The organism is Marinobacterium lutimaris (genome assembly GCF_900108065.1).
Classification (GTDB): Bacteria; Pseudomonadota; Gammaproteobacteria; order Pseudomonadales; family Balneatricaceae; genus Marinobacterium_D; species Marinobacterium_D lutimaris.
In genome coordinates this window covers 2,047,700-2,071,939 of sequence record NZ_FNVQ01000001.1, presented here as the reverse complement: position 1 = coordinate 2,071,939, position 24,240 = coordinate 2,047,700, and the positions used below count along the sequence as shown (strand labels likewise).

The following is a 24,240-nucleotide window of genomic DNA, read 5'->3' as shown; positions in this document are numbered from 1 at the left end:
AGTAGTATGAAAACGCTACTTAATAAATCGCCATTTAGCCGTGCCCCCGGTTCGTGTCTACTCTGAAAAGATGATCATCTGATCATCAAGGGGGAATTCATGACGGATAAACGCTCTTCAGTTCAGGCGTCAGTTCAGTCGCCATCTCACGCAGGCATCACTCACTCACACTATCTGGATACGGCCCCGCCGAAGGTGCTTAGCAACCTGCTGGCCCACGCTGATGTGCGTGTTAACGGCGACAGGCCCTGGGATATCCAGGTGTCTGATCCAAGCGTCTATGCCGCCGTGCTGACCCGGGGCTCGCTCGGTTTTGGCGAAGCGTACATGGATGGTTACTGGGAGTGCCATGATCTGTCCGGTTTGATGACGCGGCTGATGCATGCCCGGCTTGATGAAAGGCCTTTGGGCAGCGCACGTCTCTACATCGCCATGCATTACCTCAAGGCGCGCCTGCTCAATCTGCAGTCCTCCAGCCGTGCCTTCCAGGTTGGCGAACAGCACTATGACATCGGCAACGATCTTTACGAAAAGATGCTCGATCGCCACTGGTGCTACAGCTGCGGCTATTGGGCCGAGGCCGATAATCTCGAGGATGCCCAGATCGCCAAGCTCGACCTGATCTGCCGTAAGCTCAAGCTCAAACCCGGTATGACCGTACTCGAGGTGGGCTGTGGCTGGGGTAGCCTGGCGGCCTACATGGCCAAACATTATGGCGTAAAGGTTCATGGCATCACCATCTCGAAAGAGCAGGTGAAGATGGCCAAGGAGCGCTGTGCCGGCCTGCCGGTGGATATCGAGTTGATCGACTATCGCGAGATCCAGGGACAGTACGATCGCGTGGTGTCTGTCGGCATGTTCGAACATGTGGGCCACAAAAACTACGACACCTACTTTTCTACTCTGTCGCGCTGCGTGAAACCGGACGGCCTGTTCCTGCTGCATACCATCGGTACCGAACAGGATGGCGGCGGCGTCGACCCCTGGATCGACCGCTATATCTTTCCCAACGGCGAGCTGCCCACGCTGCCGAAGCTGGTGGGCTCCTGCAAAAGCTATTTCAACGTGGAAGACCTGCACAACTTCGGTACCGACTACGACAAGACGCTGATGGCCTGGTGGGATAACTTCAAATCCAGCTGGCACAGCCTTGCCGGCAACTACGATGAACGCTTTGCCCGTATGTGGCGTTACTACCTGATGAGCTGCGCCGGTTTCTTCCGCTCCAAGCGCGGCCAACTCTGGCAGGTGGTGCTGGCGCCGCTGGAAAGTCAGGAGGTCTATCGCTCGGTGCGTTGAATCTGGAATACTGTGCGTCCTTAAAATGCGGGCGCCGTCGTGCCCGCAGTTCTAGAAGTGTAGATGTAGAGGTATGAATGGACGCCTGGAGCTGGATTCTCCTGCTGGTTTTAACAACGCTGTTCTGCATTGGCCTGTGGCGCACCCTGGGCTGGGAACGGCGTTTGACCCACCGCTTAAAGACAGCCTCGGGCGATGATACGGGCCTGGCGCGCGGCCAGGCCGACCTGCCAGCCGTGCTTCAGAACTACCTGGATAATGTTTTACCCGCCGGCGACCCCATGCCGCTGGTTTCCCGCGTTGAACTCAAGCAGCACGGCCTCATCGATCTGGGCGAAAACGAGCCTCAGTGGAAGGCATTCAAGGCCCGGCAGCTGGTATTTACTCGTGCTCCCGGGTTTGCCTGGATTGCGCGAATCCGCCCAACGATCTGGGTCTGCGATGCCTATGCGCAGCAGGAAGGTAGTCTGCGAGCGGCATTTATGGGGCTGTTGCCCCTCGCTGACCAGAGAGACAGGGAAGCTCTCGCAGAGGCGGAGCTGCAACGGTTTCTGGCGGAGCTGCCCTGGTATCCGATGCTGCTGCTTACCCATCCGGGACTTAGCTTTAAGCAGGTCGGCGATAACTCGGTGGAGATCAGTATCCGCGACGGTGAGTTATCCGCCTCGCTGACCTTCGTCTTCAATGACGAGGGGCTGATTGACCGTGTTTATGCGCAGGAGAGGGCGCGATTCAAGACAGGAAAGTTTATGCCAACTCCTTGGGAGGGGCGCTGGTATGCCTACGCAAGGGTGGCCGGTGTGCTGGTGCCACAGCGGGCCGAGGCGATCTGGCTGGAAGGGGAAGAGCCCGCTCCCTACTGGCAGGCCGAGCTCGACTCGCTGACCTATACTGACGCCCAGGTATAGGCTGATCAGGAGGTTTTGATGTATGCCGAGGTGCTGGAGTTCTGGTTCTCGGAACTTTCACCGCAAGACTGGTGGAAGAAAGATGGCGCGCTGGATCTGCTGATCGAGCGCCGCTTTCTGCAGACGCTGGAGCGAGCCAAAAGAGGCGAGCTCTTTGCCTGGCGCGAACAGCCCGAGGGGCGCCTCGCCGAGATCATCGTGCTGGACCAGTTCTCGCGTAATATCTATCGCGATACGGCGGCGGCCTTCGCCCAGGATACGCTGGCGTTGGTGTTGTCCCAGGAGGCCGTGCGCGCCGGCGTCGACAAGCATCTCAGCGCCATCCAGTGTCACTTTCTCTATATGCCTTACATGCACTCGGAGTCGGTGTTGATCCACGAGCAGGCAGAGCAACTGTTCCGGGATAACGGGTTGGAAAGCGAATACCGCTTCGAGCTGAGGCATAAGGCGATCATCGACCATTTCGGTCGCTACCCCCACCGCAACGCCATCCTCGGCCGTGAGTCCAGCGAAGAGGAACTGGAGTTTCTCAAGCAGCCCGGCTCAGGCTTCTAAGCCATTTTCTAAACGAAGCTTCTAAATAGATCTGCTTTCTGGCAACCGCCAGGCCCCGGCTTATACCAGCGGCGCCGTTGGGCTGGGGCCTTCTGCCAGCAGGTCCCGTAACCGGTTCAGCCCGGTTTCCAGCGATTCAATAGAGGTGGGCGGGGTGATGCAGATCCGCACCGCCTGAGGCGCCGGCTGGGTGCCCACGCAGAAGGGTTCGGGGCTGACCAGGGTCACGCCTCGGTGCCGTGCCTGTTCGACAAAGTCGCTGGCGCGCCAGGGCTCGGGCAGATGCAGCCAGGCGTGAAACCCGCAGGGGTGGGCGTGAAAGTCGTACCCGCGAAACACCTGCTCCAGAAGCGCATGGCGTGCTGCCAGTTCCTGGTTCTGCCAGTTGATCAGGATGTCGGCATCGCCGCTTGCAAGCCACTCGCAGGCAACGGCTCCGACAATCCCCGGGCTGGACCAGAACTGGGCTCTTAGTCCTGCCGCGAGTTGAGGGATCAGAGCTGAGGGCGCTCGCAGGCAGCCGAACCTGAGACCGCCTGATAGAATCTTCGACACGCTGAAAATATAAAAAGCCCGCTCCGGCGCCAGTTCAAAAAACGGCGTGCCGCGCAGCTCTGCGCTGACGAACTGCACACCATCCTCCAGAATCAGCAGGTCGTATTTACGTGCGATGCGGACGATTTCCCGCCGCCGCTGCTCACTCATATGCGCCGCTGTGGGGTTGTTATGCTCCGGCATCAGGTAGAGCAGGCGTACCCGCTGGCGCTCGCACAGTCGCTCAAGTGCATCCGGGCGCATCCCCTCACGATCCATGGACACCGGCAGGTGCTTGAGTCCGAGCTGACGGGCGCAGGCGATCATGCCGGGGTAGGTCAGGGCGTCGGATGCTACCGCTTCCCCGGGCCGGATTAACGATTGCAGCACCAGAAAGTCCGCGTGCTGCCCGCCAATCGATAGCAACAGCTCATCGGCGTCGATATGAAGATTCTGGCCGCTGAGCCAGGCTGCCAGCTGTTTTCTCTGCTCAGGGTTACCTTTTTCCGACTGATACTCGAGCGCGTTGTGCAGTGCACTGGGCTGCTCGCTCAGCCTGGCCATGATCGCCGACAGCTGCCGCTCGCGCAGAGCGCAGGGGATAGGGATGCTCAGGGACAGATCGATGCTGTCTCCGGTGGCTTTCGAGAGATGGTGGAAGTTTGGCTCATCACTGTGTTTACCCCTGACCCGTGTACCACTGCCTACCTTGGCTTCAAGCAGGCCCCGCCTTTCCGCTTCCTTATAGGCGCGGGTGATTGTGCCGACGGTCACCTCCAGCGCATCGGCGAGCAGGCGCTGCGGTGGTAGTCGGTCTCCCGGCTTGAGCTCGCCGGATGCGATGGCGGCAGCGATCTGGTCGGCGAGGGTTTTGTAGCGCGCCCCGGCCGGTGTCTGGCCGGAGGGCAGCCAGCTCGCCCGTTGCTGGGCTTTTTCCTTGATGCTCATGCGGCTTTTATCCCGGGCTGATTGTCAGGGTGACATTTGAGTGTATGGGGTACAAAACTCTGATTGCTCGGTTTTAAGTCCCGCACTAACCTTGATTGTACCTCTCGTATGAGGTGTTTATATCCTATTTACTGATAATTGTATGCATACAATTATGCATCGGAGGCTCTATATGTCTATTCATGGTTCCCAACTCCTTAATCTGCCGGTGGTTCAGTCTGTATGCGCGGTCGTTGAGGTGATGGCCATCATGATGCGTCAGAGCCGTCGTCGCCGTTGTTGCTTGCAGGGGGGAAGGTCATGATCTCTACCGCCGAACTGCTTGCTCTGGCCGGGCCGGTTGTTGCCTTTGCATTCAGCATGTCCGCGACGCCAGGCCCCAACAACATGATGCTGACCGCCTCCGGCGCCAACCACGGCTTTCTGCGTACTCTGCCGCACATGGCGGGTATCACCGTTGGCTGTATGGTGCTGATGAGTGCAGTTGCCCTGGGCTTGGGCGCAATGTTCCAGCAGTGGCCTGTGCTGCAGCTGGGGCTCAAGGTGGTGGGCAGTATTTATCTGCTCTGGCTTGCGTGGAAAATCGCCAGTGCACCTCCGCCAAGCAAAACCAGTGATGCTGAAGCGAAACGGCCAATGACTTTCATGCAGGCCGCAGCGTTCCAGTTTGCCAACCCCAAGGCCTGGGTGATGGCGATCTCCGGTATCGCATCGTTCACCTTGACCGGCGACGCCTTTGTCACTTCTGCCATCGTTGTGGTGCTATTGATGGGCGTGACCAACCTGCCATCCATTGCACTCTGGGCGGGGTTTGGAGTGGCCATCGGGCGCCTGCTGCATACGCCGCTGCACTGGCGCTGGTTTAACGCAGTGATGGGTACACTGACCGCTGCCTGCGTCATTATGATTCTTGCCTGATATATAAACCGGCCGTTCTGGCCGGTTTTCTTTTCCTGATTTCTCTTTCAATCCTGTCTCAGTAACTGTCGCGCCTAATGGCTGTCCGCAGAGAGGGCTTACGCTGATCACTGAATAACCTTTCTGGGCGTAATTTGAGCAATCGCTAATATATTGTTGCATTGTGGATACATTATTTATTTAGAGTCATATAAATGATTAAATAAATCCATAGGGCTGCCGCTAAGGTCAGTTCACACCTCTGGCTCACGGAAACGGAATCCTATGGGAATTACCAAGCTCCTCGAAAACATCTCCATCGGTAAAAAACTTCTGATCGGTTTTGGAACCATCCTGCTGCTGACACTGATTGTAGCCCTGGCCGGCGGCCGGGGGCTCTCAATGGCAAAAGACAGTAGTGAGAAGGTCAGCCTGGCCGAAGATATCAATGTCGCGCTGATGGATGCGAAGAGCTCTCGCCAGCGTTACCTGCGTACTGGCGCGGAAGCGGATTACGAGGTGCTGAGCGAGAACATCGAACGCATGGTGGCGAAGCTTAATCAGCTGAAAGCGAGAGATCTGGACGCCGGCGAAACGCGTGCGCTGGATGAGCTTGGCAGAACCCTGAGTTCCTACCAGGGGCAGTTGAACAAGATTCTCAGCCTGAAAAGTGAGCGTGTCGATACCCGCAAAGAGTGGGCAAGCTATGGTTCCGCTCTACTGGGGCTGCTGGGTGAGATCAGTGATGAAGCGAACCGGATTGCGCTGCAGCGCGATGATTGGAGGGCTGCAGCGCTGGCTGAGAAGGCCTATCACCGCTACACCATGGCCCGATATCAGGTGCGTGGCTATCTGATTACGCTGGCTGCGGCAGATAACCGCACCGAGAACGGATCCCGGGCTCTGGATGGCACCATCGAAAAAATTGTCGCCGAGTTCAATGACCTGGCCGATACCTTGCGCCAGAGCCAGATCGGTATCTCACGTAATACATTGAACGAGGCGGCCAGTAACCTGAATCAGTACGGTGAGTATCTGATGCGGGTGCATCAGATCGATAACCGCCTTGGCGATGCGCAACTGGCTCTGGTGGGCTCTGCTATAGCGCTGTCTAAGGAAGTTGCGCAGATGCTGGACGACCAGGCCGAAGCGCAGAGGGTAGACGCTCGCCAGTCCAACCTGATTTTGACCGTGGTGACTGCGCTGGCAATCGTGCTGGGTCTGTTGCTGGCGATGTTGATCGCTCGGGTTATCGGTCGGCCGCTGGCCGATGCCGCGAATGCGGCGCATCGCATTGCTGAGGGTGATTTGACGCAGACCATCGATAGCAATCGCAAAGATGAAATCGGTGCACTTATGGGCGCCATGGCGCAGATGAACAGCCGTCTGCGTGAACTGCTCAGCCGGATCAACCAGGGAGTCAGCGAGCTGACCTCTGCATCGTCTCAGATCAACTCCTCCGCCGAGAAAAACCAGCAGGGGATGGAGCTTCAGCGAGCTGAAACCGACCAGGTGGCCGCAGCGATCAACGAGATGACCATGGCGGTGCAGGAGGTGGCGCGCAGTGCCGAGGATGCCTCAGGCGCCGCCGATGATGCCGATAACCAGGCGAAAGAGGGCGTGAAGGGGATCAGCGGAACCGTCGAAACCATCAACCGCATGGCCTCTGAAATATCTGCAACCGCGAACGCTATGGGCGAGCTCAAGGCGCAGAGCGACGATATCGGTCGTGTGATCGATGTGATTAAAGGGATCGCCGAGCAGACTAACCTGCTCGCGCTGAACGCAGCGATCGAAGCGGCTCGCGCCGGAGATGCCGGGCGTGGTTTCGCGGTAGTGGCCGATGAGGTGCGCGGGCTGGCCCAGCGAACCCAGGAGTCGACTACCGAGATCGAAGAGCTGATCGGCAGTTTGCAGCAAAACGCAGAACGATCGCTGGCGATGATGGAATCCGGTCAGCAGATGACCGACGAAAGTGTCTCTTCAACTCACACCACAGGCAGCCTGCTGGACAATATCGCCAACGCGGTATCGCTGATTCAGCAGATGAACCAGCAGATCGCCACCGCGGCCGAAGAGCAGGGCTCCGTGGCTGAAGAGATCAACCAGAGCGTGGTGCGAGTGCGTGATATCACCGAAACCTCGGCGACCAGCTCCAGCGAAACCGTGGCTGCAACCCGCATGCTGGTTGATGTCAGCAGGAATCTGCAGGGGCTGGTGAAGGAATTTAAAGTCTGATTGTAAAAGCAGCGCGGCTCGTGCGCTGACCTCATGCCGTTACGGGCAGGTTCGCCTGCCTCCTTTTAAGATCTCCCCTCTTGATCTTCAGCCCGGCCGTTCTGGTCGGGCTTTTTCTTTTTTGGCTACTATGAATTTAATTCGTGATGATTTTGCCTATCTGACGGGTATTCGTTGACCTCGGCGGATGAACTTTGCAGTGGAGAATGGCAATATTACAAAATTGTCTAACCAATCGGTCAATTTCGTTACATAAGGGCTTAGCGACCTGATCCTTCACTGGCTCAGGCGCGTAGTTCAGCTAAAGTTGGCTGTTTTCTGATATGGGTTTGAATAGGGCGGGTATGGAGCAGAAAAAGACAGCGCTGGAGCTGGTCGATATTCACAAGTCTTACGGTACGCTTGAAGTACTGAAAGGGGTATCGCTCAGTGCCGGAGATGGGGAAGTTATCTCGATTCTGGGGTCCAGTGGCTCCGGTAAGAGTACCCTGCTGCGCTGCATCAATCTGCTGGAACGCCCGAGCAAGGGGCGGATCATTATTTCCGGTGAGGAGCTGGCGCTCGAGTCCGGTAAAGATGGTGATCTGAAGGCGAGCAACAGCCGTCAGCTGGAGCGTATGCGCTCCGAGATCGGCTTCGTGTTCCAGAACTTCAACCTCTGGCCGCACAAATCCATTATCGACAATATCATCGAGGCACCGACCCAGGTGCTGAAGCTATCCAGGGATGAAGCGATCGCCCGCGCCGAGAAACTGCTCGAGCGGGTGGGTCTGTATGACAAGCGGAACGTCTATCCGGCCAACCTTTCGGGTGGCCAGCAGCAGCGTATCGCTATCGCTCGGGCCTTGGCGATGGAACCACGTGTGCTGCTGTTTGACGAGCCCACGTCTGCGCTGGACCCGGAATTGGTCAATGAAGTCCTGGCGGTTATGCGTTCGCTGGCCGAAGAGGGCCGCACCATGTTGATCGTGACACACGAAATGCGCTTTGCGCGTGAGGTCTCGAACAAGGTGGTGTTCCTTCACCAGGGCAATATAGAAGAGTCGGGAACACCGGAAGAGGTGTTTGACCGACCGACATCCCCTCGAGTGCGTGACTTTATGGCCAGCCATCACTGAGCTATGGCTTGGCACAGCCCCGCAAACTCAACTTAGTGACAAACGGTGACTAGTTTATGAAAGCAAGCAAACTGATTACGGCTGCCTCCCTGATTCTGGCGACTTCTCTGGGTTCGACCCTGGCGAGTGCCGCCGACAAAATCCGTATTGCGACAGAAGGTGCCTACGCGCCGTTCAACATGACCGATGAGAATGGTGAGCTGGTAGGCTTTGATGTGGACATCGCAAAAGCGCTCTGCGCGCAGATGGAAGCGGACTGCGAAATCGTCGCCCAGGATTGGGATGGCATCATTCCGGGTCTGATGGGTCGCAAGTACGACGCCATTGTCGCCTCCATGTCGATCACCGAAGAGCGTCAGCGCGTGGTGGATTTCAGCGCGCCATACTACTCCAACGTGCTGGCTTACATTGCACCGGCCAGCAGCGATTTCGACGGCAGTGCTGAAAGCCTGAAGGGTCTCACCGTGGGTGCTCAGCGCGCCACCGTGGCGGGTCAGTACCTCGAAGATGAGCTTGGCGATGTGGTCAATGTGAAGCTCTATGATACCCAGGATAACGCCTACCTGGATCTGGGCGCCGGTCGTCTCGACGCGCTGTTGTCCGACAAGTTCCCCGCTTTTGACTGGTTGCGCAGTGCAGAAGGTGAAGGCTTCGAGTTCAAGGGTGCAGATATCGATATCGATGACAAGATCGCCATCGCCGTGCGTAAGGGTGATGACCTGAAGGACAAATTCAGCGCCGCGATCAAGGCAATTGTTGATGATGGCACCTATGCTGAAATCAACGAAAAATATTTCCCGTTCTCCATATATTAAGACTTATCCATTTAGAAAGACTTTCCACCTTTAAAGACAAAGGGGCGGCCGTCAGCTGATCAAGGGGCTGGCCGCTCCCGCGGTGATCTTATTTATGGATCTATTAGGATTCGGTGACCTGCTGCTATCTGGCACCTGGGTTACCATCAAGCTTGCGCTGACCAGCCTTGTCTTCGGACTGGCGTTTGGTCTGCTCGGCGCTTCGGCCAAGCTATCTTCCTTCTGGCCGGCACGCATGCTGGCAACTGCCTACACCACGCTGGTGCGCGGCATCCCCGAACTGCTGCTGGTGCTGACCATCTATTTCGGCGGCTCCATGCTGTTGATGGCGGTGGCCGAGAAGTTCGGTTACACCGAATACATCGAAATCAGCGCTTTCGCAGCCGGTGTCGCTGCGCTTTCCATCGCCTTTGGCGCCTATTCCACCGAAGTGTTCCGTGGCGCGATTCAGGCGATTCCCAAAGGGCAGTGGGAGTCGGCTCAGGCTCTGGGCATGACGCGCGGTAAGACCTTTTTTCGCATTATCCTGCCGCAGGTCTGGCGGCTGGCGCTGCCCGGGCTTGGCAACCTGTTCCAGGTGCTTTTGAAGGACACGGCGCTGGTTTCCGTGGTGGGGCTTAACGACCTGATGCGCCAGGCTTATGTGGCTACGGGTTCAACCAAGCAGCCATTTACCTTCTATATGGCGGCGGCGATTATCTATCTGGGGCTGACAGTGCTGGCGACCCTGACCACCACCTGGCTGGAGCGTGCGGCTGACCCTGCGGCACGGGGAGCGCGCGCATGAATTGGAACTGGAGTGTTATTTACGAGTACATGCCGCGCCTGATCGATGGCGTGTGGGTGACGCTGGAGCTGGTTTTCCTGTCCGGTCTGCTCGGCCTGATCCTGGCGGTGCCTCTGGCGCTGATGCGCGCCTCGCACAACCGCTGGCTGCGTATGCTGCCGTTTGGCTATATCTTCTTTTTCCGCGGTACGCCGCTGTTGGTGCAGATCTTCCTGATCTATTACGGCGCCTCCCAGTTTGACGCGATCAAGGAGTCTGCGCTCTGGCCGATCCTCAAAGAACCTTACTGGTGTGCGATTATCGCCTTCACGCTGAATACTGCGGCCTATACGGCGGAGTTGATCCGCGGTGCCATTCAGGCGATTCCAAAAGGGGAGCTGGAAGCGGCCGATGCCTTCGGTATGAGCCGCTCGTTGAAGATCCGCCGCATCGTGCTACCGCGGGCCTTTGGGATCGTTCTGCCGGCGTACGGTAATGAGCTGATCCTGATGCTGAAGAGCAGTTCACTGGCCTCAACGATCACGTTGCTCGATATCACCGGCGCGGCGCGGACGATCATCGCTCGCACCTATACCCCGCTGGAGATCTTCTTCGCCGCCGGCATGCTTTATCTGCTGATCACCGCCATCATGATCGGTTGCTTCAGACTGATCGAGCATCGCCTGAACCGCTATCAGCATTACAAGGCGCCCACGGTCGAAGCTAAAAAACAGCCGATCGGTAACTGAGTGTAGAAGTTTGCAGGCTAGGATCACCTCGGCGTCGGTTGCCGACCTTCGGGGTTGACCCAAGAGCTTGATGAAAGTGAATCAGGCAGGTTATTTCATTTACTATTTAACCCCGTGATGTCTCAGGACTCACGGGGTTTTTATTTGTGCTTGCAGCGGCGGCTTCGCCCTGGTTCGCAGGGTATATGAGCTCGGGCTAAAGTAGGTTAGAAATTAGCCAAAAAGTCACTTCCGATTATGTTGTTTTTTGGTAACATAGCGCTCCTGTCTCAGGGAGGGGAGGTTTTGGTCAGGTAACGACGCTCGATAAATGCTGTTTTGTATGAAGTTGAAAGCATTTGATTTTCTTTGCCCCCCGTCCCGCCTGTTTACCTGCGCCGCGCCGATTAGTTGCCGCGGCTATTGGTGCTCTGCTTGCTGTGGTTTCTGCCGCGGCTTCGGCTGATCATTTTCCCGATAATCTCCGCATCAGTGGCTTTGGCTCCATCGCCCTGACCAAGGGAGGCGACGATGACTTCGGTTTTCGCAGCAACGTCTCTCAGGAGGGAGAGTTCGGCAACTGGTCCTTCAGGCCTGACTCTGTGCTGGGCGTCCAGGTTGATGCGACTTTCAGCGACAGTCTGAAAGGAACGCTACAGCTAGTCGGCAAGGATCGCCCGGAAAACGGTCTTGAGGAATCGGTGGAGGCAGCCTACCTCTCGTACAACATAGATCCGCGCTGGACCCTGAGAGCGGGACGTCTGGGTCTGGACCTGCTGCCGATGTCCGAATATGAGAATATCGGTTTTGCCTACGATTGGGTCAGGCCTCCGGTAGACTACTATGGCCTGATTCCGTTTTCCTACCTTGATGGGGTGGATCTCAGGTACAGCCGTCCGGCTGGCCCCGGCACGCTTTCAGCGAAGCTCTACGCTGGTAAGACCAAGAACGTCTTCGAGTCTTTCTATCAGCATAACTTTTTCGAGCTGCAGCCTTTTTACGGTGCCTCTCTGCGCTATGAGCTAAACAATTTTGCGCTGACGGCTTCCTACGCGCGCTCGAAAATCCAGGATTTCAGCAACCCAAACGTCGATCTGCTTAAAGGCTATCTGCTGTCGTTGCCGCCCATCACCGGTGGCCGGGATGTTGTCGAAACGCTCAGGCTGGATGGTGTGCAGACCGAGTATTACTCGCTGGCCGCCGAGTACCGTACCGGGCCTTGGAAAGCGACTGCGGAGATCGCTTATCTGGATTCTGAAGGCGAGCTGTTTCTGCCTTTTCTCGGCGGTTATGCCGGCCTGAGTCGTCGCTTTGGCGATGTCTCCCTGTTTGGCCTGGTATCCCATGCCCGCACTACCGAAGACGCCGCGAAGCTCGATGCACCGCTGCTGCCTCAGCCGCTGGGCCATTATATTCAGCGAGCGCTGAACTCGGTGCAGAGTGATCAGAAAACATTCTCACTGGGTGCGCGCTGGGACCTGCGCAGTAACATGGCACTTAAGATGCAGTGGGATCGTACCTGGGTGGAAGAGGGTGAGGCGTTTCTCTGGGGGCGTGAGACCGAGCAGACGCCGAGTGCGAAGCTGGATACATTTACCCTGAGCATGGACTTTGTATTCTGACTATGAAGTGGATGAGCAAAGTCATACTGGTGTTGCTGGCATATAGTGGTACGGTTTCTGCTGGTGACATCCTGGTCGTGGTGAGCAAGGACTCCACGGTCAATACAATCAGCAAGCGTGAGCTGGTCGATCTCTACATGGGACGGGTGCACAGTCTGCCGGACGGCTCGCCCGTGATGAAGATAGATGCACCGGTCGACTCGCCAGTGAGGGCTGCGTTTTACCAGGCGTTGATCGGCATGAAAGTTTCGGAAGTCAATGCCTACTGGGCTAGGCTGATGTTTACCGGACGCGCGACGCCACCTATGAGCGTAACAAAGTCGGGTGATATTGCAGCGCTGCTGGCGAACAATCCGAACGCGCTAGGTTACCTGCCAGAGGACAGCGAAAATGAAAACCTTAAGACCATTTTCGTTATTAAAGAGGATGGTCAGGGAGCGCCTTGATCTCCAGATCGCGGTGGCGATTATCTGCCTGGCCGCGGCCTTTCTGACCATCGGTGGTTACCTTAATTTTCTGCGTGCGCAGGAGCAGGAGCGCACCACGGCTATCGCGATGGTCAGAGAGATGGTCTCGGTGGTCGAAGGTAATGCGGCGATTGCCGCCTACCTGCAGGATCTGCAAATGGCTTTGGAAATCTCTTCTGGTTTGCAGAGCAGTCGCTATATCTCGATGGTGGTTATCGACATCGTCGATGGCGAGCAGGTGTCCTCCGGGGTGGTTGAAGCGGGGCGGGTCGCTGATTTTGTCCTCGAGCTCGCATCACCTTTCGACCCGGCGACAGCAGTCGGCAGTATCCGGGTTTACGCTAATCTGAATCAGATCGAGAAGCTGGCGGCGAGTAAAGGGCGGTCTGTGGTGAGTGGCCAGCTCGCTCTGCTGTTGATGGTCTCCATAGCCATACTTTGGGCTGTGCGCGTGGTTGTTACCCGTCCGCTGGGCTCAGTCGTTGGCCAATTGCGTCAGATCGATCTGAGCAATGAGAGCAAGCTCAAGGAGGTCGCTACCCGCAGTGAGGATGAGATCGGTTACCTGGCCAAAAACATCAACTCGATGCTCTCCGCTATCCATAGCGCCTATCTCAGCCAGGCAGAACAAGCCCGGCGTATCGCCCTGCTGGAGCGAAAATTCCGTCTGATATTCGAGGGGTCCCACGCAGGCATAGTCCTGGTGGATGAGCACAACCGTCTGTCGCTGGCGAATCCTGCTTTTCAGTCTCTGGTTGAGCACCTTTGTCCCAATCTCGATCAGGAGGAGGCTCAGCCGCTAGCGCGGTTGTTTAAGGACCCCGATCTGGTTGAAGAGATTCTGGCCAGGGTGCGCCAGAATCATGGCAGTGTTTTCCACGATCTGATGCTCGCGGGTGATCTGGAGGTCTGGGTGCGCGCGGTGTTCTCGGTGATCGAGTCGCAGAATAGCGATGAGGAGGGTTATATCGAAGTCGTCTTCTCCGATATCTCCGACAGGGCGCTGATTGAGCAGCACTTCGAATACGGCGCCACCCATGACCAACTGACAGGGCTATTGAACCGCCGTGGTGGTGTGGCTGGCTTCCCGAAGCAGATTGAGCAGGCGCAGGCCCGCGGCGGTGATTTTATTCTCTGTCTGATCGATCTGAACGACTTCAAACCGGTGAATGATGTCTATGGCCACGACGCCGGCGATATTGTGTTGAAGGAGATCTCGTTGCGTCTTCAGGGGGCGCTGCGCGCTGATGATGTGATCGTGCGCTGGGGTGGTGATGAGTTTGTGGTTTCCATGCTGGCTGCAGGCAAGGATGCGGTCGATACCGTGGGGCGTAACCTGCTTTCCGTGTTTGCGCAGCCTGTGGAGATCCGTCCCGAGGTCTGGGTGCAGGTGGGAGGCAGTATCGGTATCGCCTCGTCGGAGCGGGTTGGCTTCAGTGTTGAGCGGCTGGTGGAAGCCGCGGATGAGGCGATGTACGTGGTCAAAAAGGGCGACAAGAACAGCTACTGGGTATTTGGAGATTCGTCGCTGGAGCAGAAGTCTTCATCGTTGCAGTAGCGGTCAGGCGCGAACAGTCTGCAGGCAACAAAAAACCGGCTCAAGGGCCGGTTTTTTATTGGCGCCCGATCTCAATGAAAGGGCGCCTTGGCTTTCAGCTGCAGTCTTAGACTGACAGGGAATCCAGCAGGTTGTTCAGTGTAGCGCTCGGGCGCATCACTTCAGAAGCCTTGGCCGGATCAGCGTGGTAGTAACCACCGATTTCAACCGGCTTGCCCTGAACACTGGCCAGCTCTGCAACGATCTTCGCTTCGTTGGCGGTCATCTGGTCAGCCAGCGGCTTGAAGACTTTCGCCAGTTCAGTGTTGTCGGTCTGGTTAGCCAGTTCCTGCGCCCAGTACAGAGCCAGGTAGAAGTGGCTGCCACGGTTGTCGAGCTCGCCGACCTTACGTGATGGAGACTTGTTGTTCTCCAGGATGTGGCCGGTAGCCTTGTCCAGAGCCTGACCCAGAATGCGGGCGCTCGGGTTGTCGTACTTCATGCCCATTTCGTCCAGAGACGCCGCCAGTGCCAGGAATTCACCCAGGGAATCCCAGCGCAGGTGGTTCTCTTCAACCAGCTGCTGTACGTGTTTCGGTGCAGAACCGCCAGCACCGGTTTCGTACATGCCGCCACCGGCCATCAGCGGAACGATGGACAGCATCTTGGCGGAGGTGCCCAGTTCCATGATCGGGAACAGGTCGGTCAGGTAATCACGCAGTACGTTACCGGTCACGGAGATGGTGTCCTGGCCACGGATAGCGCGTTCCATGGATTCGCGGATTGCACCGTTGTAATCCTGGATGCGGATATCCAGACCGCTCAGGTCGTGCTCTTTCAGGTACTCTTCGACCTTGGCTTTCAGCTGCATGTCGTGAGCGCGTTCCGGATCCAGCCAGAAGATCGCCGGAGTGTCGGAGTTGCGGGCACGGTTAACGGCCAGTTTGACCCAGTCGCGGATCGGCGCATCTTTGGTCTGGCAGGCGCGCCAGATGTCGCCTTTCTCGACTTCGTGCTGCATCAGGACTTCGCCGGTTGCAGCGTTAACAACGCGCATGGTGCCGTCAGCCTTCATTTCGAAGGTCTTGTCGTGGGAGCCGTACTCTTCCGCTTTCTGAGCCATCAGGCCCACGTTCGGTACGGTACCCATGGTGGTCGGATCGAAGGCGCCGTTGGTTTTGCAGAAGTTGATCACTTCCTGGTAGATGCGGGCATAGGTGGACTCAGGCATTACCGCCTTGGTGTCCTTCTGCTTGCCGTCGCGGCCCCACATCTGACCGGAGTTACGGATCATTGCCGGCATGGAGGCGTCAACGATAACGTCGCTCGGGATGTGCAGGTTGGTGATGCCCTTAACGGAATCAACCATCGCCATTTCCGGACGCTCAGCGTAGCAGTCGTGGATGTCCTGCAGGATCTCTTCCTGCTGGGATTCAGGCAGCTGCTTGATCTTGTCGTAGACGCTGGACAGACCGTTGTTCGGGTTTACGCCGATCTCTTCGAAGGTGGCGCCCCACTTGTCGAACAGGTCTTTGTAGTAAACAGTCACAGCGTGACCGAATACGATCGGGTGAGACACCTTCATCATGGTCGCTTTAACGTGCAGGGACCACATGACGCCGGTTTCTTTGCAATCGTTCAGGGTACCTTCGAAGAACTCACGCAGCTTCTTGGCGCTCATGAACATGCCGTCGAATACTTCGCCAGCCTGCAGGCTCAGCTCTTTTTTCACTTCGACGTTGCCGTCTTTACCGACAAACTCAATGCGGACGTCGCCAGCATCAGCCATGGTGACGGACTGTTCGCTGGAGAAGAAGTCACCGCCGCGCATGTAATCAGCGTGGGACTGGGAAGCTTTGCTCCACTTGCCCATGGAGTGCGGGAACTTGCGAGCGAAGGCTTTAACGGCAGCCGGTGCGCGACGGTCGGAGTTACCTTCACGCAGAACCGGGTTTACGGCGCTGCCGAGGATCTTGCCGTAACGGGCGCGGATATCTTTCTCTTCGTCAGTCTTCGGCTCTTCAGGGAAGTCGGGAACGTTGTAACCCTGGGACTGGAGCTCGGCGATCGCGGCGCGCAGCTGCGGAACGGAAGCACTGATGTTGGGGAGCTTGATGATGTTGGCATCCGGGCTCTGGGTCAGGGCGCCGAGCTCGGCCAGAGAATCGGGGACGCGCTGATCTTCGCTCAGGCGCTCAGGGAAAGAGGCCAGTACGCGCGCGGCGACAGAGATGTCACTGGTTTCGACTTCAATGCCGGCAGCGGCAGCGAAGGAGCGAACGATCGGCAGCAGCGAGTGGGTTGCCAGCGCCGGCGCTTCGTCCGTAATGGTGTAAATGATTTTCTGATTTGATGTCGTCATTCTTTTCCCCAGTGTTGGATGGCTGGTTTGGCCAAAGCAGTTCGAAAAGGGGACTTTTGGTCACCCTGATCAACTTGTCGTTCAGATATCTGCGAACAACTCCTGGGGAGGCAAACGCTGCAGGATTTATTCGCAGGTTCCTACTTTATGAGTATTTTTGTGGCGTCGCATTGTACCGAAAGAGGAGGCTTCGATATATGGCCAAATGCTCGCGAAGGGCCGTTTTTTGCAGTTTTTAGCCCTAAGTCTAATACCGTAAGCGTGTTTGGCAACGCTGTTTTGCCAGCTATTGCGGGGCCTTGATGGCCCCAATCTGAATCTCGCGAACCCGCGTTACAGCTTGTGCTTATTCGTGGTCTAGCTGGATATGGAACGCAGAGCCAGTATCCGGATCGGAGGTGACCGCCATGTGACCCTGATGCTGTTCGGTGATGACGAAGAAGGCCAGCGACAGGCGTTTGGCGGCGCCGACCTTGGCCTGTTCGATGCTGCCGTCGCTGTGCATGAACGGCTCGAACAGGTGCATCTGCTCATCGGCGGTGAGACCGACACCGTTGTGCTCAACGCGGATCGACAGGGCGTCGAAGTTCTCTGCCACGTAGATGTCGATGCGCGGTTTGAAGCCGGCATCGCTCTTTTCAATCAGTGCCTGGTAGGCGTGGCGGAACAGGCTCAGGAACACCTGCTGCAGCTCAGTGACGTAGCAGGGCACCATCGGCACATTATCCTGGTAGTGCCGCTCGATCTGGACGCTGGTGAACGGGAAGGTATCCGGTTCGGCCAGCACATCCCGTGACTGTTCAAGCGCATGCTCGATCACATCGACCACGTTGGCGTTCTGTGGTTTGTCGCTGCGACCACGGGCAAACTGCAGCAGATTGCGGATGATCGATTCCACCTTGCGCCCACTTTCTGAGGCGCTTTCCAGCAGCTCGTGCAGGTGCTTGCTCTCCGGGCTGCTCTCGGTGCCTGGCGGCAGTAGCTTGCCGGACTCCAGTGCGCCCTGGAAACTGCGCAGATCGAACAGGATACCCTGCAGTGGTGTGTTGATATCGCTGGCCATGGTGCTGGCAAGTTCGCCCATGGAGGAGAGCTTGTCGTGGTGGATCAGCATGTTTTCGGCGATGACGCGCTTGGTCACGTCGTCCACCAGAATCACCACGCCCGGATCGCTGTAGTTATGCAGCGGGTAAACGGTGATATCAAAGTGGTAGCTGCCCGGCTGGCTGTGGCGCAGGGTGATTGCCTCGCCTTTCTCCAGCGCCTGCTCTATATGGCGTGGCGCGACGGTGATATCGGAGTAGATCTCCCAGAGGTTCTGACCTATGGCGTCGTCGCTGCTGATGCCGGAGATCTGTTCTGCGCGTTTGTTCCACTGGGTGATGACGCCCTGGCGGTCAAGGCCCACCAGTACCAGCGGCATGGAGCTCAGGATGTTCTGAATATATGACTGGGATGACTTGAGCATCTTGGTGGTGACCACATGCTCGGAGACTTCCTGCTCCAGCTTTGCGGTGCGCTCACGTACGCGCTGCTCAAGATGGCCGCGGATCTCTTCCAGTGCCAGGTTATAACGACGGGCGCGACGCCAGGTGACGAAGAGAATCAGTACCACCAGTGTCAGCAGGATGATCAGCACCCCGCTGGAGAAGTTGGCGACATACTGCCAGTTGGTGCTGCCGTCAGTTTCTCTGAAGGGAGCGAAAATGTCGGCGAAGGCAAGCGGGCTGGCGATCAATGTGCAAAGAGCAATAAAAAGACGGGTCATATGAGGATGTAGGCCCTTGAAAGCGATAACTGAGGAAAAGGTAGCTTACGGAAAAACAGGTTACCCGGTTCTGACAGAGGGTAACTTTCTGATCGTCCGGTGATTATAGCCGATTCGAGGTCTGGCCGGGACCGTCTCAAACTGCAATTTAATGTAAAGCTTCAGGTTTGTGGGTGGAAACTAAAATTCCACTAATGTTTGTTAAGTGGAATTCATGTTTTCACTTCCTCGTCTATCGTCTGGCCTGTAACCCCTGGTGTAACACCCTGTAGAGCGCTTTTGGCGTTGTGGCATGGTCTTTGTTTAGGGGGACTTGGTAATAGGTTTCTTGTGAACTGGAAAACTGACAAGCCGAAGACGCTGCGACTGCCGGGGATGAGCGATGACAGGCGATACAACACTGATACTGGGTATAGGCAATGTGCTCTGGGCCGATGAGGGCTTCGGGGTGCGATGTGTCGAAACGCTGAACCAGCGTTACCGGTTTCCTGAGCAGGTGAAGCTGCTCGACGGTGGCACCCAGGGCATTTACCTCGTACAGCATGTCCAGAATGCCAGCCGGCTGCTGGTGTTTGATGCGGTGGATTACGGCCTGAAGCCGGGAACGCTGAGGATTGTGCGTGATGAGGAGGTGCCCAAGTTTATGGGTGCCAAACAGATGAGCCTGCATCAGACCGGTTTTCAGGAAGTACTGGCGATGGCTGAGTTCACCGGCAGCTATCCGTCGGAGCTGTTGCTGATCGGCGTGCAGCCGGAGCTTCTGGAAGATTTCGGCGGCAGCCTGACCCCGGTCGTACGCGACCGTATCGATGAGGCGCTGGAGATTGCGCTTAACTTTCTTGCCGAGCGCGGGGTAGTGGCTGAGTCGCGCAGCGAAACCGGCCTGGCGGCCGAGGAACTCTCACCGGGACAACTGGCGCTGCAGGCCTATGAGCAGGGCCGTCCCGCTTCCGATCAGGCGTGCCGCACCGGCGATGCCCGTTTTCTTAATCCTGCCATCGATCTGAACGAGGAATCCTGACATGTGTATCGGAGTGCCGATGCAGGTGCTGGAAATCGAATCAGGTCGGGCGCTGTGCTCCGGTCGTGGCGAGCAGACCTGGGTGGATACCCGTCTGGTCGGTCCGTTTAATCAGGGTGACTGGTTAATGGTTTTCGCCGGCGCCGCTCGGGATGTCATGACTGCAGAACGCGCGACTCAAGTCTCCAGTGCCCTCGAGGCGTTGCACGCCAGCGCTAGAGGCGATGTTGCCGCAATAGACCGGCTATTTGCCGACCTTGTAGATCGAGAGCCGCAATTGCCTGAACACCTTCGTGGCGCTGTACATAAACCGATAGAGAACTAACCATGACTCATCCCCTGCTTGAACAGCTGAACAGCCGCTATGGCTACCCGAGCCTGGACGCAGACAGCGTCGATTCCCATACCCGCGAGCAGGCGTTCAGCGTGCTGTTTTTCGCCGAGGATCCGAACCGCTTTTCTGAAAGCCTGGATGTGGCGGTGATCCTGCCGGAACTGGTTAAACGCTTCCCGCAGCTCTCTCCTGCGGTGATCGCCGCGAAAGATGAGCGCAGCCTGCAGGGGCGTTACGGCTTTAACGCCTGGCCGACCCTGGTGTTTCTGAAACAGGGGCGTTACCTCGGTGCGATCTCCAAGGTGCGTAACTGGGATGAATATATCGACGAGATAGAACGCCTTTTAGTGGCGGAGCCGCGTCGAAACCCCGGTATCGGTATTCCGGTGGTAACCGGCAGCGAATCATCTACCTGCGGCCATTGAGCACTTTTATAAGTAAGGACTTTTTATGAGTAAGGAGATCCCGCTGTTCGACCTGACGCCGGCCATAGGTCCTGGCTCCAAGTCTGAAGAGGAAACGCTCAGCTACATGCCGATGCCGAAGGAGATGTACACCTTCGAGCTACCCAGTCTGCCGGAAGCCGAGCAGGTGGCTGAATCGCCGGAAACCCTGCTGTTGCTGGGGCGTCTGCAAGAAGCGCTGGATGAGTATCGTCCCGGCATGCCGACCCGCCGTATTCCGCTGGATGATCTAGGCGAGAGTGGCAGAGCGCTGCTGTATCAGGTGCTGGGTGAGGGCGAGGTGGCGCTGCAGATCATGGGGGAGCAGCCGATCCGTGCCCAGGAAACCGTATTGGCTGGAGTCTGGTGGCTGCAGCGTGTGGATGCGTCGGGCGTGTTGCAGAGTCAGTGGCTGGAGGTGGCCGATGTGCCGGAGCTGGCACGCTTGAAAGCCTTCGCGGCAACGCAGATTCCCCTGCTGGATTCAGCCAGCCTGCCCAAGGATATTCTCAATGCGGGACCTGTGCTGGTCGAGCTTCTGGATGTGGCCAGAGCCCATCAACAGTCGCCTCGGCAGATGCCTCACGTGATTAACCTGTCGCTGCTGCCGTTCTCGCCGGAAGATCATGACTGCCTGAACGCCCGGTTGGGGCAGGGCGCGGTTGTGATCCTGTCGCGAGGCTATGGCAACTGCCGCATCGGTGCCTGCGCCGTGCCGGGCATCTGGCGTGTGCAGTACTTCAACAGTACCGATCAGCTGATCCTGGATACGCTGGAAGTGATCGAGATCCCGCAGGTCGCCTGCGCGGCGAAAGAGGATCTGGAGGACTCCGCTGAACGACTCAAGGAGATGCGTGAGGTGCTGGTATGAGCGCACGTTTCGAAGGCAGTTACCTCGGTGATGGTTCGCGCATCGCGCCTGACAGCCGGCTGGAGTGCAAGATCTGCTGGCACATTTATGATCCCGCCGAGGGCGACGAGGTGTGGCAGATAGAGCCGGGAACGGCGTTTGCCGATCTGCCGGATCACTGGCGTTGCCCCAACTGCGATGGCGACCGTGACCAGTTCATGGTGGTCGATGACTGAGCAGGACAGCGCCGCCGAGATACTGCAGGTGTATCGCGAAGCTACTGCCCGCATGGCGGGTCTGCCGATGTATAACCCGGCGCTGGAACCGGCCATGTTCGGCTGGCAACAGCTGGATGGGGCCCAGGTGGGGATATTGATCCTTCCCTGGTGTCTCAATCTGGTGTGGCGACCGGACGAATCTGGCCTGATGCCGCCCAAGGGAGAGAGCTGCGTGCTGTCTCTGGCATCCGGTGAGTACGAAGGTATCGTCGCCTATAACGAGTCGGTGGGGCATTATGGCAGCGCTTCATTGCTGTCGGATACGCGGGGTCTGCAGAGCCAGGCCGATGCGCAATCCTTAGCCGCCGAGATCGCAGCGTTGATCTTTACGGCGCCGCAGCCATCGACAGATAAAGACAGCGCAGCGCCGGATGCTGCTGCGCAGGCCGAAAACCCGCGGCGTCGGGAACTGTTTCGGCGCATGCTGGGAGCCAGCCAGGGAAAGTAATCTCATGACAGCGATAAGTGCGGGAAAGCTACAGGTCGATCTCTATCACGACGGTCACAAAATTAGCGCTGTTAACCCGGCGCTATTGCGGCCGTCCGGTCAGGTGGGGGCGCTGCTGCGCGGGCGTGATCCCGATCAGGCAGTGGAACTGCTCGGCATGCTGTTCTCCATCTGCTCGGTGGCACACCGTGTTGCCGCAACCCGCGCTTTGGAAGCGGCGCGAGGGTGCATCGCCAATGCCGAAATCGAGCAGGTGCGAAACTCTCAGGTGGCGATTGAGAGGCTGCGCGAGAGCCTGATGCGCCTGCTGCTGGACTGGCGTTATCCCAGTATTGATGACGATGCGGCGGCACAGTGCATCAGGCTATGCAAAACGCTGAGCCAGGCGCTGGAGACCGATCCGGCCGAAGCGGCGCTTGTCGTTGTTGAGCTTGGTAACTGGTGGCGGGGGCTGCGTTGCCAGCCCACCGAGCAGGATATCTGGATCGCTAACCACTGTGAGCGCTGGCGCGGCATAGAGCTTGGCGGTTCGGGCAAGGTGCTGGAGCCGGGTATGCCGGGGGCTGGGCAGCCCTCACTGGAGACAGGACCTGTCGCCGCGGCATTGGGTTGTCGTGATGCGGCCCGGGTGATCGCTGAAGTGCTTCAGACTCTGGTTAGCCAGGTGGATGACGCGCTGGCACTGCTGGAGGGTGAGACCGCTGAGGCTCTGGCTGGGCTCGCGCAGTGCAGCGGCGATGGCTTGGCGACCGGTTGGGCACTGACCGCGCGGGGATGGTTGATGCACGGCATCGAGCTGGACGGCGACAGGGTTGAGCGCTGGCAGATACTGGCTCCCACCGACCGTAACTTTCATACTGAGGGGGCGCTGGTGCGGCGCCTCAACAATGTTGTCATCGACCGGGATTCAGCCGAAGCGCTGACCCGGGAGCTGACACTGGCCATCGATCCCTGCGTGGCTTTCGAAGTGAGAATGAACGATGCATGAGATGTCGATCGCTGAGGGGGTAGTGCAGCTGCTTGAGGAGCAGTCCCTGGCGCAAAACTACACCCGCGTGAAACATGTCTGGCTGGAGATAGGGCCACTGGCTGCGGTGGAATCCGAAGCCCTGCGGTTCTGTTTTGATGCGGTAACGCGCAACACCCTGGCCGAAGGGGCGCGGCTGGATATTATCGATTTGCCCGGTGAGGCCTGGTGCCTGGGCTGCGCAACAACGGTGCCGATCACCCAGAGGTACGACAGCTGCGTTAACTGCGGCAGCTATCAACTGCAGGTGACGCGTGGCGACGAGCTGAGAATAAAAGAGCTGGAGGTAGAATAAAATGTGTACCGTTTGCGGTTGTGCCGAGGGTGAAACCCGTATCGAAGGTGACCATCACCATCATGAGCACGCTCATGCACATAGCCATGCCGCTGGGCATGATCACAGCCATCCCCATGACCATTCGCATGAGCACTCGCATCAACATGCGGATGCCGACACTTCACCGCTGGTGGCGGAAGGGATGAACCTGCATTACGGTCAGGGTGCGGCTCATGCCCATGCACCGGGGCTCAGTCAGGGCCGTATGGTGCAGATAGAGCAGGATATCCTGGGTAAGAACGACCGTTATGCGGCGCAGAACAGGGCTCGCTTCGCTGCGGCGTCGCTGTTTGCACTGAACCTGGTGTCCAGTCCCGGCTCGGGTAAAACCACGCTGCTGACACGCACCATCGAGATGTTCGGTGAGCGGCTGCCGCTGGCGGTGATCGAAGGCGACCAGCAGACCGCCAACGATGCGGATCGTATTCGCGCCACCGGCGCTCGCGCCATTCAGATCAACACCGGCAAGGGCTGTCATCTGGATGCGCATATGATTGGCCATGCGCTGGAACGGCTCGGTGAACTCGAAGGCGGTGTGCTGTTTATCGAGAACGTGGGTAACCTGGTGTGCCCTGCAGCATTCGATCTTGGCGAGGCGCACAAGGTGGCGATCCTTTCGGTCACCGAGGGTGAAGACAAGCCGCTGAAATACCCGGATATGTTCCATGCCGCGGACCTGATGCTGCTGAACAAGACCGATCTGCTGCCGCATCTGGATTTCGATGTGGAAGCCTGTATCGATTATGCCCGTCGCGTGAACCCGAATATCGAAGTGCTTCAGGTATCGGCCCGCAGTGGCGAGGGTATGGCCGAATGGCTCGACTGGATCGAGGCGCGCCGCGAGGCCCGTATTCGGGATCGGATCAACGCCCTCAAACAGCAGGCCCAGGCGCTGGAAGCGCTGCTCTAACGTCGCTCTGAACGGAGAGCACAGAACGGA

24 protein-coding genes are annotated in these 24,240 nt (G+C 57.8%); 21 read left to right on the top strand and 3 right to left on the bottom strand.

The annotated features are described in order from the left end of the window. Positions 1-99: 99 nt before the first annotated feature. The 3 genes from cfa to C4S72_RS09620 all read left to right on the top strand — a co-directional run bounded on the left by cfa (position 100) and on the right by C4S72_RS09620 (position 2,762). A complete protein-coding gene (cfa, locus tag C4S72_RS09630; protein WP_104002794.1) occupies positions 100-1,299 on the top strand; it encodes a cyclopropane fatty acyl phospholipid synthase in 1,200 nt (399 codons plus the stop codon). A 77-nt stretch (positions 1,300-1,376) separates the two neighbouring features. Continuing rightward, on the top strand, positions 1,377-2,207 hold the full coding sequence (locus C4S72_RS09625) for a DUF6920 family protein (RefSeq protein WP_104002793.1): 831 nt from the start codon (positions 1,377-1,379) through the stop codon (positions 2,205-2,207). Between the two features lie 18 nt (positions 2,208-2,225). After that, entirely contained in the window at positions 2,226-2,762 is a 537-nt protein-coding gene (locus C4S72_RS09620; protein WP_104002792.1) for a DUF924 family protein, read from the top strand. A 60-nt stretch (positions 2,763-2,822) separates the two neighbouring features. Here C4S72_RS09620 and C4S72_RS09615 read toward each other — a convergent pair whose 3' ends face one another. After that, positions 2,823-4,244: an aminotransferase-like domain-containing protein gene (locus tag C4S72_RS09615; RefSeq protein ID WP_104002791.1), complete on the bottom strand. Its 1,422-nt coding sequence runs from the start codon at positions 4,242-4,244 to the stop codon at positions 2,823-2,825. A 300-nt stretch (positions 4,245-4,544) separates the two neighbouring features. On the opposite strand from C4S72_RS09615, the gene C4S72_RS09610 reads away from it, so the two are divergent. The 9 genes from C4S72_RS09610 to C4S72_RS09570 all read left to right on the top strand — a co-directional run bounded on the left by C4S72_RS09610 (position 4,545) and on the right by C4S72_RS09570 (position 14,453). Then, a complete protein-coding gene (locus tag C4S72_RS09610; RefSeq protein WP_104002790.1) occupies positions 4,545-5,162 on the top strand; it encodes a LysE family translocator in 618 nt (205 codons plus the stop codon). A 264-nt stretch (positions 5,163-5,426) separates the two neighbouring features. Beyond that, positions 5,427-7,379, top strand: coding sequence for a methyl-accepting chemotaxis protein (locus C4S72_RS09605; RefSeq protein ID WP_104002789.1), 1,953 nt, complete (start codon positions 5,427-5,429; stop codon positions 7,377-7,379). Positions 7,380-7,723: 344 nt separating this feature from the next. Further along, complete coding sequence (locus C4S72_RS09600; protein ID WP_104002788.1) at positions 7,724-8,497, top strand: ABC transporter ATP-binding protein; 774 nt, start codon at positions 7,724-7,726, stop codon at positions 8,495-8,497. A gap of 56 nt (positions 8,498-8,553) precedes the next feature. Further along, positions 8,554-9,312 (top strand): transporter substrate-binding domain-containing protein, encoded by a 759-nt coding sequence (locus tag C4S72_RS09595; protein ID WP_104002787.1) that lies wholly within the window; start codon positions 8,554-8,556, stop codon positions 9,310-9,312. Between the two features lie 94 nt (positions 9,313-9,406). Further along, complete coding sequence (locus C4S72_RS09590) at positions 9,407-10,099, top strand: ABC transporter permease (protein ID WP_104002786.1); 693 nt, start codon at positions 9,407-9,409, stop codon at positions 10,097-10,099. Next, a complete protein-coding gene (locus tag C4S72_RS09585; protein WP_104002785.1) occupies positions 10,096-10,827 on the top strand; it encodes an ABC transporter permease in 732 nt (243 codons plus the stop codon). The genes C4S72_RS09590 and C4S72_RS09585 overlap by 4 nt, the downstream gene beginning before the upstream one ends. A 419-nt stretch (positions 10,828-11,246) precedes the next feature. Next, a complete protein-coding gene (locus tag C4S72_RS09580) occupies positions 11,247-12,428 on the top strand; it encodes a hypothetical protein (RefSeq protein ID WP_104002784.1) in 1,182 nt (393 codons plus the stop codon). Between the two features lie 11 nt (positions 12,429-12,439). Next, entirely contained in the window at positions 12,440-12,874 is a 435-nt protein-coding gene (locus C4S72_RS09575; RefSeq protein ID WP_146071891.1) for a type 2 periplasmic-binding domain-containing protein, read from the top strand. Beyond that, a complete protein-coding gene (locus tag C4S72_RS09570; RefSeq protein WP_104002782.1) occupies positions 12,819-14,453 on the top strand; it encodes a sensor domain-containing diguanylate cyclase in 1,635 nt (544 codons plus the stop codon). The genes C4S72_RS09575 and C4S72_RS09570 overlap by 56 nt, the downstream gene beginning before the upstream one ends. Before the next feature lie 106 nt (positions 14,454-14,559). Here C4S72_RS09570 and C4S72_RS09565 read toward each other — a convergent pair whose 3' ends face one another. Together C4S72_RS09565 and C4S72_RS09560 are read right to left on the bottom strand one after the other, a co-directional pair. Continuing rightward, entirely contained in the window at positions 14,560-16,794 is a 2,235-nt protein-coding gene (locus C4S72_RS09565; protein ID WP_104002781.1) for an NADP-dependent isocitrate dehydrogenase, read from the bottom strand. Between the two features lie 346 nt (positions 16,795-17,140). Next, a complete protein-coding gene (locus C4S72_RS09560; protein WP_104002780.1) occupies positions 17,141-18,562 on the bottom strand; it encodes a two-component system sensor histidine kinase NtrB in 1,422 nt (473 codons plus the stop codon). Between the two features lie 382 nt (positions 18,563-18,944). On the opposite strand from C4S72_RS09560, the gene C4S72_RS09555 reads away from it, so the two are divergent. Genes C4S72_RS09555 through hypB form a run of 9 tightly spaced genes read left to right on the top strand, consistent with a single transcriptional unit; the run spans position 18,945 to position 24,210 of the window. Beyond that, positions 18,945-19,583 (top strand): HyaD/HybD family hydrogenase maturation endopeptidase, encoded by a 639-nt coding sequence (locus tag C4S72_RS09555; protein ID WP_104002779.1) that lies wholly within the window; start codon positions 18,945-18,947, stop codon positions 19,581-19,583. 1 nt (position 19,584) lies between these two features. Next, positions 19,585-19,908 (top strand): HypC/HybG/HupF family hydrogenase formation chaperone, encoded by a 324-nt coding sequence (gene hypC, locus C4S72_RS09550; protein WP_104002778.1) that lies wholly within the window; start codon positions 19,585-19,587, stop codon positions 19,906-19,908. Between the two features lie 2 nt (positions 19,909-19,910). Then, entirely contained in the window at positions 19,911-20,342 is a 432-nt protein-coding gene (locus C4S72_RS09545) for a thioredoxin domain-containing protein (protein ID WP_104002777.1), read from the top strand. Positions 20,343-20,367: 25 nt separating this feature from the next. After that, on the top strand, positions 20,368-21,231 hold the full coding sequence (locus C4S72_RS09540) for a hydrogenase expression/formation protein (protein WP_104002776.1): 864 nt from the start codon (positions 20,368-20,370) through the stop codon (positions 21,229-21,231). After that, positions 21,228-21,446, top strand: a complete 219-nt coding sequence (locus C4S72_RS09535; RefSeq protein WP_104002775.1) for a rubredoxin — start codon at positions 21,228-21,230, stop codon at positions 21,444-21,446. Before C4S72_RS09540 ends, C4S72_RS09535 begins: the two co-directional genes overlap by 4 nt. Then, positions 21,439-21,936, top strand: a complete 498-nt coding sequence (gene hybE, locus C4S72_RS09530) for a [NiFe]-hydrogenase assembly chaperone HybE (protein ID WP_160115486.1) — start codon at positions 21,439-21,441, stop codon at positions 21,934-21,936. Before C4S72_RS09535 ends, hybE begins: the two co-directional genes overlap by 8 nt. Before the next feature lie 4 nt (positions 21,937-21,940). After that, positions 21,941-22,924, top strand: a complete 984-nt coding sequence (locus C4S72_RS09525; RefSeq protein WP_104002773.1) for a hypothetical protein — start codon at positions 21,941-21,943, stop codon at positions 22,922-22,924. A gap of 1 nt (position 22,925) precedes the next feature. Continuing rightward, positions 22,926-23,258: a hydrogenase maturation nickel metallochaperone HypA gene (hypA, locus tag C4S72_RS09520; protein ID WP_104002772.1), complete on the top strand. Its 333-nt coding sequence runs from the start codon at positions 22,926-22,928 to the stop codon at positions 23,256-23,258. A 1-nt stretch (position 23,259) separates the two neighbouring features. Then, positions 23,260-24,210 (top strand): hydrogenase nickel incorporation protein HypB, encoded by a 951-nt coding sequence (hypB, locus tag C4S72_RS09515; RefSeq protein WP_104002771.1) that lies wholly within the window; start codon positions 23,260-23,262, stop codon positions 24,208-24,210. Positions 24,211-24,240: the final 30 nt, after the last annotated feature.

Coding starts and splice junctions, on each gene's coding strand:
- C4S72_RS09605 (WP_104002789.1), top strand. CDS start 5,427: ATGGGAATTACCAAGCTCCTCGAAAACATCTCCATCGGTAAAAAACTT.
- hypB (WP_104002771.1), top strand. CDS start 23,260: ATGTGTACCGTTTGCGGTTGTGCCGAGGGTGAAACCCGTATCGAAGGT.
- hybE (WP_160115486.1), top strand. CDS start 21,439: ATGACTGAGCAGGACAGCGCCGCCGAGATACTGCAGGTGTATCGCGAA.
- C4S72_RS09575 (WP_146071891.1), top strand. CDS start 12,440: ATGAGCAAAGTCATACTGGTGTTGCTGGCATATAGTGGTACGGTTTCT.
- C4S72_RS09590 (WP_104002786.1), top strand. CDS start 9,407: ATGGATCTATTAGGATTCGGTGACCTGCTGCTATCTGGCACCTGGGTT.
- C4S72_RS09565 (WP_104002781.1), bottom strand. CDS start 16,794: ATGACGACATCAAATCAGAAAATCATTTACACCATTACGGACGAAGCG.
- cfa (WP_104002794.1), top strand. CDS start 100: ATGACGGATAAACGCTCTTCAGTTCAGGCGTCAGTTCAGTCGCCATCT.
- C4S72_RS09585 (WP_104002785.1), top strand. CDS start 10,096: ATGAATTGGAACTGGAGTGTTATTTACGAGTACATGCCGCGCCTGATC.
- C4S72_RS09600 (WP_104002788.1), top strand. CDS start 7,724: ATGGAGCAGAAAAAGACAGCGCTGGAGCTGGTCGATATTCACAAGTCT.
- C4S72_RS09615 (WP_104002791.1), bottom strand. CDS start 4,244: ATGAGCATCAAGGAAAAAGCCCAGCAACGGGCGAGCTGGCTGCCCTCC.
- C4S72_RS09560 (WP_104002780.1), bottom strand. CDS start 18,562: ATGACCCGTCTTTTTATTGCTCTTTGCACATTGATCGCCAGCCCGCTT.
- C4S72_RS09625 (WP_104002793.1), top strand. CDS start 1,377: ATGGACGCCTGGAGCTGGATTCTCCTGCTGGTTTTAACAACGCTGTTC.
- C4S72_RS09610 (WP_104002790.1), top strand. CDS start 4,545: ATGATCTCTACCGCCGAACTGCTTGCTCTGGCCGGGCCGGTTGTTGCC.
- C4S72_RS09595 (WP_104002787.1), top strand. CDS start 8,554: ATGAAAGCAAGCAAACTGATTACGGCTGCCTCCCTGATTCTGGCGACT.
- C4S72_RS09535 (WP_104002775.1), top strand. CDS start 21,228: ATGAGCGCACGTTTCGAAGGCAGTTACCTCGGTGATGGTTCGCGCATC.
- C4S72_RS09570 (WP_104002782.1), top strand. CDS start 12,819: ATGAAAACCTTAAGACCATTTTCGTTATTAAAGAGGATGGTCAGGGAG.
- C4S72_RS09620 (WP_104002792.1), top strand. CDS start 2,226: ATGTATGCCGAGGTGCTGGAGTTCTGGTTCTCGGAACTTTCACCGCAA.
- hypA (WP_104002772.1), top strand. CDS start 22,926: ATGTCGATCGCTGAGGGGGTAGTGCAGCTGCTTGAGGAGCAGTCCCTG.
- C4S72_RS09555 (WP_104002779.1), top strand. CDS start 18,945: ATGACAGGCGATACAACACTGATACTGGGTATAGGCAATGTGCTCTGG.
- C4S72_RS09540 (WP_104002776.1), top strand. CDS start 20,368: ATGAGTAAGGAGATCCCGCTGTTCGACCTGACGCCGGCCATAGGTCCT.
- C4S72_RS09545 (WP_104002777.1), top strand. CDS start 19,911: ATGACTCATCCCCTGCTTGAACAGCTGAACAGCCGCTATGGCTACCCG.
- C4S72_RS09525 (WP_104002773.1), top strand. CDS start 21,941: ATGACAGCGATAAGTGCGGGAAAGCTACAGGTCGATCTCTATCACGAC.
- hypC (WP_104002778.1), top strand. CDS start 19,585: ATGTGTATCGGAGTGCCGATGCAGGTGCTGGAAATCGAATCAGGTCGG.